General features: G+C 50.0%; 9 protein-coding genes. 5 read left to right on the top strand and 4 right to left on the bottom strand.

The features are described from left to right. Positions 1 to 22: 22 nt before the first annotated feature. Positions 23 to 376: an AraC family transcriptional regulator gene (locus P2H89_RS09080; RefSeq protein ID WP_275826392.1), complete on the top strand. Its 354-nt coding sequence runs from the start codon at positions 23 to 25 to the stop codon at positions 374 to 376. Positions 377 to 1,089: 713 nt separating this feature from the next. Here the strand turns inward: P2H89_RS09080 and P2H89_RS09075 are convergent. Then, positions 1,090 to 1,731 (bottom strand): sigma-70 family RNA polymerase sigma factor, encoded by a 642-nt coding sequence (locus P2H89_RS09075; protein WP_275826391.1) that lies wholly within the window; start codon positions 1,729 to 1,731, stop codon positions 1,090 to 1,092. A 471-nt stretch (positions 1,732 to 2,202) separates the two neighbouring features. Between P2H89_RS09075 and P2H89_RS09070 the strand changes: the two genes are divergently transcribed. After that, complete coding sequence (locus P2H89_RS09070; protein WP_275826390.1) at positions 2,203 to 3,381, top strand: acyltransferase; 1,179 nt, start codon at positions 2,203 to 2,205, stop codon at positions 3,379 to 3,381. A gap of 234 nt (positions 3,382 to 3,615) precedes the next feature. Here the strand turns inward: P2H89_RS09070 and P2H89_RS09065 are convergent, their stop codons facing one another. Then, complete coding sequence (locus tag P2H89_RS09065; RefSeq protein WP_275826389.1) at positions 3,616 to 4,950, bottom strand: OmpA family protein; 1,335 nt, start codon at positions 4,948 to 4,950, stop codon at positions 3,616 to 3,618. Between the two features lie 49 nt (positions 4,951 to 4,999). Beyond that, positions 5,000 to 5,845, bottom strand: coding sequence for a hypothetical protein (locus P2H89_RS09060; RefSeq protein ID WP_275826388.1), 846 nt, complete (start codon positions 5,843 to 5,845; stop codon positions 5,000 to 5,002). A gap of 539 nt (positions 5,846 to 6,384) precedes the next feature. On the opposite strand from P2H89_RS09060, the gene P2H89_RS09055 reads away from it, so the two are divergent. From P2H89_RS09055 to P2H89_RS09045, 3 genes are read left to right on the top strand one after another with little or no spacing between them, the layout of a single operon-like run. Next, on the top strand, positions 6,385 to 7,476 hold the full coding sequence (locus P2H89_RS09055) for a sensor histidine kinase (protein ID WP_275826387.1): 1,092 nt from the start codon (positions 6,385 to 6,387) through the stop codon (positions 7,474 to 7,476). Further along, positions 7,469 to 8,560: a histidine kinase gene (locus tag P2H89_RS09050; protein ID WP_275826385.1), complete on the top strand. Its 1,092-nt coding sequence runs from the start codon at positions 7,469 to 7,471 to the stop codon at positions 8,558 to 8,560. The genes P2H89_RS09055 and P2H89_RS09050 overlap by 8 nt, the downstream gene beginning before the upstream one ends. Positions 8,561 to 8,583: 23 nt before the next feature. Next, positions 8,584 to 9,363: a LytTR family DNA-binding domain-containing protein gene (locus P2H89_RS09045; protein ID WP_275826384.1), complete on the top strand. Its 780-nt coding sequence runs from the start codon at positions 8,584 to 8,586 to the stop codon at positions 9,361 to 9,363. A gap of 1 nt (position 9,364) precedes the next feature. Here P2H89_RS09045 and P2H89_RS09040 read toward each other — a convergent pair whose 3' ends face one another. Beyond that, complete coding sequence (locus P2H89_RS09040; protein ID WP_275826383.1) at positions 9,365 to 12,496, bottom strand: two-component regulator propeller domain-containing protein; 3,132 nt, start codon at positions 12,494 to 12,496, stop codon at positions 9,365 to 9,367. Between the last annotated feature and the right edge of the window lies 1 nt (position 12,497).

The raw sequence follows: 12,497 nt of genomic DNA, 5'->3' as shown, positions 1-12,497 counted from the left end.
GTCTATGCCTAAATTATTGGACATGAGCGGAAAAAAAATCAAGTTGAAGCAGGCCGATATTCAACGTATCAGAGCGGTAAAGGACATACTTCATCAAAAGCACCTGCCTCACGCAACGATTCAGCAGTTAGCCTATGAAGCGGGTATGAACCGCACTAAACTTCAGTATGGTTTCAAGAAACTATATGGAATGAGCATCTATTCCTACCAGATCCAGATGCGGATGGAGAAAGCCAGGAAGTTGCTGGTAGAGAGCGATAGCCCCATCAAGCAGATCGCCGCCCTGTCGGGCTATAATACGATCAGCAGCTTCAGCGCGGCTTTTAAGAAAGCATATAATGTATCCCCTTCACAATGGCGTAATAAGCATCAGTAAAAAGAAACGTCTTTTCTGATGCATTCGTTGGCACGGGCAGTGCGTCTTATGAGGTATTTTGGTTATACAAGCTGCGGGTGCCGGTATAGTGTTGTGACTGTAAGCAGGTTATAACAGTAACGGCTGTATGTACCTGCGTAACTATTTTGTGCAGATAGGAAAACAATTTGTGCAGATACGACAAATAGGCCGAAGTATCTTGCAGGCAGGTTTAAATGTAAACTGTAGTTCATGTACGATGCTGATCCCCGGCCCTGCTGCTTAGTGCAGTCACAAAAGTCTGGGAACTCAACCTCGTTGTAACACAACTGGAACCGGTTTGGGGGATTTCAATAACCGGTTTCTTTTTCCGGCGCCACCTGGTGCAGGCTACTACAACAAGCGGCATGCTCATGAATGCCGTGAAGCCTGTATCCTTATGAATACTATCCATCAGTTACCCGGTCTGGCAGAAAGGTTTCCCGATCAGTATATATCCGCTTTATCAAAAACGGGCGGATACAACTTTTTTACAGGTAAAAGAATAGGATCTCTGGTTAAGTCTGATTGGTTTGTGTTCCAAACAATCAATGATTCCATCGACTATCGTTGCCGGTCCCGTATTCATCAGCTCCCTGGAATGCCTTACCAGGCGGGGCCGGCCGTAGCGGTGGAAATGTTTCCTGCCGCCCGTCTTCCCTCCCATTGCAGAGGCATTCTCTTTCCCGATTTGGTTATGGATTGCTTAATACTTCTTCCACCTGTCTTGCTTTCAGCACCTGCCTTGCATCCAGCAGGCGAATCAGGTCGATGCAGCAAAGGGCTGCTTCCGGTTGACGTTGTTCGAACAGCGCTATACGCAGCAGTTTGATGGCACTGCGCCGGTATCCGCGCACGGCCGATTCCGTGAGTGACAGTTCGCGGGCAATGGATATATTCTTGAGCCCCTGCTGATAGGCCAGCTTTAGCACACTGCCATATTCTCCAGGTAGTTGGTCGATCGACTCCTGTACGATCCGGAGCACGGCGGGCAATTCATTGTCACCGCGCAGCAGATGCAGCCGGCGATTATCACCAGCGCCTTCAGGTAGTGCAGGAAGGCGATGCGAATAAGCGAGGTGATCGTAGCAGGCATTGCGGGCAGTTACATACAGAAAGGCTTTGATATTGGCTACGCTGTCGAAATTGCCGCATAGACGATACAGTTTGGCGAAGGTTTCTACGGTGATGTCCTCCGCATGTTGCTTCTGACAGGTGAGCCTTCCCGAAAAATGTCGCAGGGAAGTGAAAAAGCGATTGTAGATGCTGTTGAAAGCCAGGGCTTCTCCCTGCTGGAAACGGCGCATTAAGTCCTTTTCAATCAATAGTTTGCTCATGTGAACACAAGGGTTTTGTAAGCAGGGGTAATCCCTGCCGGGCAGTAATGGAACAATTAAATAAGGATACCTGGTAAGTGTTAACTGGTTGCGTGCGTTTCGTTTAGCCTGGCTGATTTCAATTTAGCAGTAATTGCGTCTCATAGGGTGAAGCAGGAAGCCGGACTATTGCCCGATCGGATTGGAGGTACAGATATTACTTCCTGGAGAACTGTGTAAGCAAAAGGGGCCGATGTAATCAATGATAAGGGAAAGTAGGTATTTTTTATCATAATGTACCAGGGAGTCCATTAAAGCCAGGCATTTTTTTTCCAGACAAAACTCACATTCGCCGGCCGCACCCTCTTCCACTTATAGGAAATATTGGTTAGCTTTGCCGCACAGTTTAGTCTAATACCTTCAGTCCCATATTCCTATTTACAATATCCTGCATTTCCCGCGGGCATCCGCAACCCTAAAGCAATCTGAATTATGAATCCCAGTTACAACAGTTTCCGGTTTTTTGCATTTCTGGCGGTATTCCTGTTTCATATTAACCTGGTATATGCAGGTTATCTTGGCGTGCAGGCCTTCTTCGTGCTGTCTGGTTTCCTCATTACGCCCATCCTGGTCGATACCAAGGCCGAAACAAATGGATTCGGTTCGTATATCAGGAACTTCCTCGTACGGCGAACCCTGCGCATCTTTCCGCTCTATTATTTCTACCTGCTCATATTACTCATCACCATTACGGTATTCGGGCTTACCCGATTCGAATACTTCAGCTCCCTCAAGAGCCAGCTCATATACGGGTTCACGTACACGTATAACATTTTCCACGCTACCACCAGCTACAAGCACAACGAGTTCATTACTCACTTCTGGAGCCTGGCCGTGGAAGAACAGTTCTACCTGTTGTGGCCCCTGCTGATCTTCCTCACACCGGTTAAAAAGCTGAAGTACGTATTGCAGTTTATCATTCTGCTGGGACCAGTGATCCGGTTCGTATCCGGATACCTCGTCGATCATTCCACCTCTACTGCCATTACGCACGATAAAGACCTCTTCGTATACCTCTCTACCTTATCGCACCTGGACGCCTTCGCGATCGGCGGCTATTTTGCCCTCTACCAAACCCGGGTGGTCAGGAACCTCGAGGTATTCTTCACCTTTGGGATGGTGCTGGCTTTGGGCTATGTCACGAACCTCCTTGCAGCGGGCAGTCTCCAGTTCCTTACGTTTGGCTTTCCGGCCTACATGCAGAATTCGTACAAATACATCTGGGGATACACGGCGCTCAATTATTGCTTTGCCCTGATGTTGTTCAAGCTCAAATCGCGGAACTTCCATACCTGGCTATTTGAGAACAGGGTGCTCACTTCGCTGGGTAAGGTCAGCTACGGGTTATATGTATACCATTTCGGTATTATCCACCTGGCCCACATGGCCGGCGAATATTGGGGTATTATGGACCGTCCCGTCCTCAAGCTAATGGTCGATGGTATGGCCCTGCTCGCCACCATCGGTATCAGTTATCTCTCCTATAATCTCTTTGAGAACCGTTTTATCGGACTGAAAGATAAACTCGCCCCCAAGCATGTTCCACCTGGCCAAAGCAAGCACAAAGGCAGCGAAGTGCCGGTAGTAGTGCCTGCCACGCAACAATCCTGATTGACCGCTGTCGGGCTATCCCTGGCAGCTTCATAGATGAATATCACCCCAACGGCGGCCATTGGCCGCCGTTGGGGTTTCAGTCACTACCACTGCATTTTGTTGTTTGCGCAATCGTATGAAGGCAGGAAGCGTCAATCATCACCCTGCCGCGGTACCCATTCCAAAGCAAAAGCCCTGCTCATGCTTGAGCAGGGCCTTGCCTGATTAATATCCGTCCTGTATGTTCCCTTGTTATAACTTGATGAACTCAACGCGCCTGTTGAGCGCCTTGCCGTCTTTCGTTTTGTTGTCTCCAACCGGTACACTCTCGCCCTTGCCATCAGTTTGCAGGCGGGCCGCATCGATGCCGAAAGTTTCCTGTAACGCTTTGGCTACCGAAGCTGCCCTGCTCTTGGAGAGGTCGAGGTTCTTCTTGTCCTCGCCATCGCTGTCGGTATGCCCGATGATCTTCACCTTGATATCGCCGTTCTCTTTCAACACATCGGCAATATTCTTCAATACGCCATAAGACTCCTGCCTGATAACATCGGAGTTTACGTCGAAGAGGATACCGGTAGTGCTGAATTTACCTTCTTCCACCAGTTTGTGACGGGTATCGGGGATGCCTTTGGCCACCTTCAGGTTCGAGATGAACATGCCATACTGGTCTTCCTTGTAGCTCGAGCTGTGGATCTCAAAAAAGAGCTGGTTCATCATGGTACCCAGTGCAACGGCTTTGGGTGCGTCGAGTATCTTGTCCTTATCGGCCCAGATACGTAAACGCTCCTTTTGTACCTGCATGGCAACGTGAATGGGCTTGCCAAAGAAATCGCTCAGTACAGGTACGTTCTGCTGGTCGCCGGTATAATAACCTCTGGCTGCATTGTAGGTGTGGATGCCCAGTTGCGACCTGCCGCCTTCTGCCGGGTAAAAGATGGTCTCGATGCTGCCGTATTTACGGTAATTGCGGAGAAAATCATTGCCGGTGGAAGGCTCTCCGTTGGTGCTGATGATACCCCAGGAGAAATAAGGCAGGAAGTGCCCATTGTACTTTACCTGCATGATCACATCAAACTCCACCGTGTAGTTTTCACCAAACTCCTTTTGGTTGCTCGTGAGGTAAAAACTGCGCTGGTGCACCTGGAACCACTTGCCCGGAAAATTATTAAGGGTTACTACCTCGCCGGTACCAGTGGTATTCCAACCGGTAGCCAGTTCACCGATCGCATCCTGCTCGAAATTTTCCGTGTACACGATCTGTTCACCGGGTACGAAATCAAACTTCGAATGGCTCTTTAGAGCAGGCGCGGCAGGAGCATCAGGGGCCGCTTGCGGTGCCGGCGCAGCAGCGGGGCTGGTTGTTGCAGCTGGTGTCTTAGATGGAGCAGTATTATCAGCCGGCTTACTGCCGGGTTTGGCGGCCTGTTCAGCCTTATCAAAACCCTTATCAATTGTTTTATCAACTTTTTGATCTGCTTTTTGTTCGGCCTTATTGATTACTTTTTTCTTGAGGCGGTCCATAAATCCTCCCTGTGCGATTGCCAATGTGGGGATCAGGAAGATGCCAATAGCAAGGATCCTTTTCATGTTCAGCGTATTTTGATTTTGCGTGTGTAGTGTTGATCGTGTGTGTTGATCAGGGTAACTCCTGCAGCCATTGGCGGGCAAATGCCTGTACCGTCGTCGTTACTTCTTTACCGGCGCGGAAAGCTTTCTTCCAATCAGCAGGTTTGGCTTCGTATTCCTTCTTCACAAAGTATTTCTTGCCATCGCGCTCGGTGAGCTGGGCACCGAAGTCAACATCCTTCGTAATGTCCAGCAGTTTCTGCAGCCTGGCTTTGATCATCGGTTTTACACCGGCGGGATATTCTTCCTGCCATGTTTTCAGGCTGGCTTCGTATTGGTCGTTGCGGTACTTGAAGTTGTTTTGTTCGCCCGCAACCGCCATCTTGATCATTTCACTGTTGGGGTCCTGCACGTCTTTCAGCATGTCCTTCGTCTGTGCGAGGCCATCCTTCAGACTTTTCTGACTGGCCGGGTCGGTCATGGTCTTCAGCAGTTTTTCGAGGTTGTCGACACCCTTTTGGGCATCGTCTATAAATTTCTGGCGGATCACTGCCTCGGTTTTAGCGGGCTCGGGTGGTGTGGGTTTGGCTGAGGTGCGGAACTTCTCGTATTCCTGCGCAAATGCTTCGCTGTTTACGACCTCTTTGGTGTATTTGAGCAGGTCCTGCGCAACAGCCGCTTTGTCGCCACTGAGGATATTCTTCAGTTTGGCGCTGCTGTGGTGATAAAAGCTGCCATACAGGAAGCTTTGTTTGATGCTGCTGGTACCACGGTTCTGGTTGGTGCCCAGTTGTTCCCAGAAATCGGCATACACGGTTCTCACTCCAAACGACATGAGGCCAAGAACGGCCATGCCGGTAATACCTGCCAGTACGAGGGCCTGGAACAGGAGTTTCAATTTGTTTGTTTTTTTCATGACTAATGGCTGTTTGATAATTAAACCTGAATTGCCCGGCAAAGATGGCTGGTAGATGGCCCGTGCAGAAGCTGTTCCTGCATGACCTGACAAATTTGAAGGATCAAGTGTAGCTAGGCCGGAAGACGTTGTTTGACAGTTGAGCAGTCCTTATCGACAATTGATACCTGCCCGGGCAGCCCCGGAGCTGTCCTCCCCGTTTTGGTCCCGGGCCCGCCTCCGCAGGGGGCAATCAGGCCGTTCTCCCCTTCCCGGGCTGTACACGGACCTGCAGGGGGTGGCCAGGCTGCTCCCATGCCTCCTTCCCTGGGCATTACACGGAACTGCATGGAAAGGGCCTGTCAATAGGCCTCCCCGTTCCCTTGGGGCAAGCCACGCCGCTGAGATAAAAACATTCCTGAGCTGTCGATTCCGGGGCCCAAAACACCATTTTACGCCCACAATTCACGCACAGGAATACTCAATTCATCCGCATTCTTCCCCAATCTGACGAAACCCCTTAACTTGCCTTTTCCAAAAGATGGTAATTTGTTATAATAATGACAGTAAACACCCATTCCACCCTCCCAAGGTTTTCACTGCCACAGTACACCCGTAAAGACCTATGGATCTTTGCGGCGGTAGTGCCTGTCATTGTATTGGTGTACAATTCACTCATTTTCGGCAACCGGTATTTTACGGAAGGACGTGTATTCGGATGGGCCAGTTTGTGTACCCTCGTCATTATCGGTTGCTTCTGGTTCGTCTTTACGCGCATCGCTGTTATGCTGCGCAACCGCTTTCCCAACGATGGTGACCTGATGAAAAGGATGGCGATCTCGATCTTTCTTTTCATCCTCATCAATGCCCTCATCGTTACGATCCTGTTCTGGGGCTACGATTATTTTCACTTCCTCAATTACGAGCTCAACCAGGTACGCTACCAGTGGACATTACTATCGGCAGCGATCTTCAACGTGTTCATTACCATTCTGCACGAAGGCGTAGACAGCTTCGATAAATGGAAGAAGACCATGCTCGAAACCCAGCAGCTGAAGAAGGAGTATATGCAAAGCCGCCTGCTGGGCCTCAAGAGCCAGATGAATCCGCATTTCCTGTTCAACAGCCTGAACTCGCTCTCGAGCCTCATCGGCGAGGATACGGTGGCTGCTGAAAAGTTCCTCGATGAAATGAGCAAAGTGTACCGCTACCTGTTGCGGAGCGACGATAAACTGGTAACCCTCGGAACCGAACTGCAGTTCCTCGATAGCTACAGTTACCTGCTCAAAGTGCGGTACGGCGATGGTATCCACATCAACCGGCACATCACCACCTCACAATTGAGCCTGCTGATGCCGCCGCTCACGTTGCAGTTGCTGGTCGAGAACACTTTTACGACCAATGTGATCAGTAAAGACAGGCCGTTGGTCATCACCATCAGTTCGCTGGGCGAGCAATGGCTGCAGATCCAGCACAACGTGCAGCAAAAGGTCCGGATCGGTATTCCCGACGTGGAAATGGCCGGCCTGGACAATATCATTAATAAATACCGTTTGCTTTGCGGACAAGCCGTATCCATCCGGCAAACCGAAAAACAACGGATCATTCACATTCCATTGATCGAAGCGGAAGAAACCAAGGCGCATGATTAAACCATGGATGAAACCAACGCGGGTAGAATGGATATCCTTTTTTACCCTCATGCCGGTACTCACGGCCTTGCTGAACCATTTGCTGTTCGGCGAGCGCATGTGGCATGACCGTACCATCTGGTTGTACTCCTTTCCGCTCATCTATGTACAGGGCTTTTTCTCCTGGTATTTTCACATTGTGAGCATGCACTGGCTCCGCATCCGCCTGCCCGATCTGCATCATACACTGCTGCGCCTGACCGTGCTGGCTGCCACCCATATCGGGTTAACGAGCCTCACTTTTGCCGGACTGTTCTATGGCTTCGATTATTTTCATTTCCTGGGCTACGTGCTCGATGTTCACCAGTTCAAGACCTCTATCCTGCTGGCGGTTGCGCTGACCCTCATCGCTACCACCTCCTGGGAGGCAGAATACGTGATCATCAAATGGAAAGAAAGTCTGGCCGAAAAAGAAGAAGTACAGCAACTGGCCATCCAGTACGAATTTGAAACCCTGAAAAGCCAGGTCAACCCGCACTTCCTGTTCAATTGCTTCAATACCCTGTCGTCACTCATTTCCGAAGATGCACGCCAGGCCGAAAGCTTCCTCGATGAGCTGAGCAAAGTGTACCGTTACCTGCTGCGCAACAATGAAGATGGCTTATCGACACTGCAAAACGAACTGAAGTTCATCGAATCCTATTACCGCCTGCTGAAAACGCGCCATGGTGAGGCCATTCAGATACAGATGGAAGTCGACAAACGGTATGATAATTACCTGCTGCCTTCGCTGAGCCTGCAGTTGCTGGTAGAAAATGCGGTTAAGCACAACGTGGTATCGAAGTATCAGCCCCTCGTTATCGATATATTTACGATGGCGGGCAATCAATTGGCGGTGAATAATAACTTGCAGTGTAAAACTATCAAAGACCCCTCCAACAAGATCGGGTTGGCCAATATCCGTCTTAAATATGAATTGCTTGACCAGCCGGGGTTCCAGGTATTGTCCGATACCCGCAATTTTACGGTCATACTACCGCTTATCTGGGATAGCGGCTATGAAAAGAAGATCAGTGCAGTACAAAAACAAATACATCCTCATTAATTTAACTTTTAAAAGGTTACTATATGAAAATTCTAATCGTAGAAGACGAAGAACTGGCAGTCAAGAAACTGCAGAAAACATTGGCTGGTGTTGATGCACAGGCCGAAGTGGTGGGTGTCACCGACAGTATCAAGAGTACCGTCGACTGGCTGGAGGACAACCCCTCCCCCGATCTCATCCTCATGGACATCGAGCTGAGCGATGGCCAAAGCTTTGAAATATTCAGTCGTACCGCCGTAAAGAGTGCCGTGGTGTTCACCACTTCCTACGACGAGTATGCCCTCAAAGCTTTTAAGGTAAACAGCATCGATTACCTGTTGAAGCCTATTCAAAAGGAAGACCTGGAAACAGCCCTCAATAAATACCGGCAAATGAAAGACCTGTATGCGGCCGGCAGCACGCATACCGATCTCAACGTAGAGAGCCTGGTAAAAGAACTCCGGCAGAAATTGCAGCCCAAGGAATTCCGCAAGCGCTTCCTCGTAAAACACGCGCAAAAGCTGGTCTCCATCGAAGTGGAAGAGATCGCCTACTTCTTCAGCGATGGCAGGCTCAACTTCTTCAAGACCTACGATAACCGCAAGTTCGTAGTTGATTATACCATGGATGAGCTGGAAGATATGCTCGACCCCGACCGCTACTTCCGCATCAGCCGTGCGTTCTACATCGCTGTAGACAGCGTTGATCAGATACATGATTATTTCGGCAACAGGCTGTTGCTGCACCTGAAACCTGCCGTTGATAAAGAAGCTATCGTAAGCCGCGAGAAAGTGAGCGACTTCAAAAAATGGATGGGTAAATAATTTAGACCACCGGTACCAATAAGATCACCGAAGCGCCATTCCTGTCGGCCTGGATATCCAGTTCGGCACGAATGGCGCTCGTGCGTTGTGCCAGCAGGTCGAGCGTTTGCGCCGGGAAGAGATCGCTTTCGCCCGCATAAGTGCCATCGTCCTGCACTTTGATAGACAGTTTGGATTTCACCAGGTCGATATTGATGAGAATATGTTTTTGTGGATTCTCCAGCACCATATTGCGCAAAACTTCCTTAAAGATCAGCAGCATCTCGTGGCGCGATTTCATGTCGAGCTTGAGTGTGCGTACGTGCTCGTCGACCAGGATGTCGATATTGGCCCCATGGCGGTTGATCAGCGCGTCGACGTACTCCAGCATGCGCAACAGCGATTTTTCCATACTGTCGTTCTGCGGATCGATGCTCCACAACATGTCATCCATAGCGATGATCATATTGTGGCTCTTGTCGCTGATCTGGTCAATATATTCCTTGGAGCGGGTAAGGTCCTTGTCGGCCTTGATCTTGGCCATTTCACTCAGCAGGTTGATGTTATTGAGTGTGGTGTTGATATCGTTGTGCAGGTTGCCGGCAATCTGCGTGCGCATGGCCTGCAGTTCGCGGATGCGGCGCATCCTTTCCCGGTCGATCCAATACAGGATACCGATCGCCAGCAATACCAGGAAGCCATAGAACCAACCCGTGCGCCAGAAGGGCGGCTTCACCGAAACCCGTAAGCTGGTGATATTCTTACTGGCTACGCCGTCGGCGTTTTCACTACGTACTTTGAAAATATAATTGCCGGGGCTCAGGTGGTTGTAGATGGCCTGCCGGCGATCGTCGGCATGTACCCAGTCTTTGTCAACACCTACCAGTTGGTAGTAATAGTCTGTTTTATCCTGCCTGATGAAATTAAAGCTGCCAAACTCGATGGAGATGGAGCTTTTATCGTGCTGCAGGTTGATGGCGAATTCCTTGCTGAGCGAGTCTACCGGCAATGATTTACTGGCGATCCGTACGTCGGTGATCACAGCATCATGCGGTGGCTCGTTCCGAACCATTTTATCCGGATCGATCACTACGAAGTTGTGCGCACTGGTAAACAGCAATCGGCCATCGCTCAGGTGGTGCGCGTCCTCGCCTTCAAAATAGTCGGCGGGCATACCGTCGCGACGGTCATAAAAAGTAAATACCATTTTGTCGAGGTTCATACGGCAAATGCCGCTCATCATACCCAGCCACACGATACCGTGCCGGTCTTTGGCTGCACACATGACATTATTGGAAGGCAGTCCCTGATCGGTACTGATAAAGGATACCAGACCCGTTTTCATATTGATCAGCGAAATGCCGTAACATGCTACCAGCAGGGTGCTATCGTTGAGCTGCACCATGTCGGTAGGGTTATCGTTCCACAAGCGCTTTCCTTTGGGCCCCTTAGCGCGGTATTCCTCCAAAACTTTGTTGGTTGACGGATCTACCTTCAAAAGGCCCTTGCCTTGCGTAGCAACCCAGAGGTATCCCTGTTTGTCGAGCAATAGTTTCTGGATAATAGCCTTTGTACGTAGTATCTCTGTAAAACCGTCCTGGTAATGGCGCCCGGTCTGATAAGTCCATTTAACCAGTTTGCCTTGCTGCGTGCCAAACCAAAGGTTCCCGTTTTTGTCCTCTACCGCCTGCCGGATGGTGCGCCTTTCAAAGATGGGAAACAGGTGTATCTGTTGCTGCTGTTTTTGCCGGTTAATGACCGCCATCGCCCCATCCTGCATGCCTATAAAGATCAGCCCCGCAGCTTTGTGCTGTACCATACACCAGGCAACAGCGCCCGTTTCATACCCCTTCATAAAGGCTGGCAGATCTTGTGGGTTGAAATTTCTGTCGTACGCATATATACCTGCGCCCCAGGTGCCTACCCAAAGCTGATTGCTGTCTACTTCCAGTACGCATTTAGTGGGCCCGTCGATCACCCCGGTGCCATTGGGTCGCAACAAACGAAAGGCATTGAACTTTTGGGCGTCGGGGTTGAACAGGTAAACGCCATTGGTGGTGGTTACCCAGATATTGCCCGAGCGGTCTTCATACATGTAAAAAGCCACATCAAACTTCAGGCTCTGTTCGTCCTTGTACTCATTCTGGATGCCCTGCAGGGGGCTTGGCCCGTCTACATATTCAAGGATGAAGGGAAGCCCGTACACCCATAAGCGTCCATTACGTTGTTGCAGGATGCCATTGAATTCGTGGTAGCCGCCTCCAAACAACTCCATCGAAACATTGTGTTTCTTTATTTCCCCTGACTTTTCATTGAAAAAAAGGAGTCTGGGACCGCCTTCTTCCATACGCCAGGTGGCCACCATATGCCGTCCATAGTTGTCGGCGTAAACACGCAATGAGTTGCCTACATTGCCAAATGCATCGATGGCCTTGTTCTTGTCGGGATTATTGCGGTAGTAATTTATATGCCGCGTAGCGGGGTCATACATCACAATGCCCGAATCGCAGGCCGTCCATTGGCGGCCGCTGGTAGTATCCATAAATACCCATTGCCGCCGCCAGTTGGCCGGCCGCTTGAAATATTCGTTCGTCACCACCAGTTTATTCGAATCGGGCTGAAATTCGTAGGTATCTGCACCGGAGGCAAACAGCAGCACCTTGCCCTGCTTCGTTTCGAGCATGAACTTCGGCTGGTAGATGGTAGGCCGGTCTCCGGGATATACCATTTTTACTTCCCGGTAACTGAATCTGTCAGTATCGAAAATCCCTACTTTGTTATCAGCAGTGAGTACCCACAGCCTGTTTTGCTTGTCCATGTACACCGAGGCCACGTTATCATCGGGCATCGTGCCGGGATTGCTGTGCTGGTGCTTGAAAGTGGTGAATTTATTGCCATCGTAGCGCTGCAGGCCATTGGGCGTTGCCAGCCAGATATAGCCTTTATGATCCTGCACCAGGTTGTTGACCAGGTTGGCAGAAAGGCCATTGAACATGCTGAAACGTGTAAAGATATATTGGCGGGCATTGGGTGTAACAGAAGACGGAGCCACCAGGAACATGGGGTCCTTACCCTTTTTGGCAATAGTTTGCCGCGCAGTGGCAAGCTGGCTGCACAAGATCAGTACCGCAAGAAATGAAAAATACCTTGACAAC

It is taken from the genome of Paraflavitalea sp. CAU 1676 (genome assembly GCF_029223285.1).
GTDB lineage: Bacteria > Bacteroidota > Bacteroidia > Chitinophagales > Chitinophagaceae > Paraflavitalea.
This window is presented reverse-complemented; position numbering and strand designations above follow the sequence as displayed.

What these genes read in the sequence shown, in the direction of transcription:
- P2H89_RS09055 (WP_275826387.1), top strand. Translation starts at nt 6,385, where the DNA reads ATGACAGTAAACACCCATTCCACCCTCCCAAGGTTTTCACTGCCACAG.
- P2H89_RS09065 (WP_275826389.1), bottom strand. Translation starts at nt 4,950, where the DNA reads ATGAAAAGGATCCTTGCTATTGGCATCTTCCTGATCCCCACATTGGCA.
- P2H89_RS09060 (WP_275826388.1), bottom strand. Translation starts at nt 5,845, where the DNA reads ATGAAAAAAACAAACAAATTGAAACTCCTGTTCCAGGCCCTCGTACTG.
- P2H89_RS09045 (WP_275826384.1), top strand. Translation starts at nt 8,584, where the DNA reads ATGAAAATTCTAATCGTAGAAGACGAAGAACTGGCAGTCAAGAAACTG.
- P2H89_RS09080 (WP_275826392.1), top strand. Translation starts at nt 23, where the DNA reads ATGAGCGGAAAAAAAATCAAGTTGAAGCAGGCCGATATTCAACGTATC.
- P2H89_RS09050 (WP_275826385.1), top strand. Translation starts at nt 7,469, where the DNA reads ATGATTAAACCATGGATGAAACCAACGCGGGTAGAATGGATATCCTTT.
- P2H89_RS09070 (WP_275826390.1), top strand. Translation starts at nt 2,203, where the DNA reads ATGAATCCCAGTTACAACAGTTTCCGGTTTTTTGCATTTCTGGCGGTA.
- P2H89_RS09075 (WP_275826391.1), bottom strand. Translation starts at nt 1,731, where the DNA reads ATGAGCAAACTATTGATTGAAAAGGACTTAATGCGCCGTTTCCAGCAG.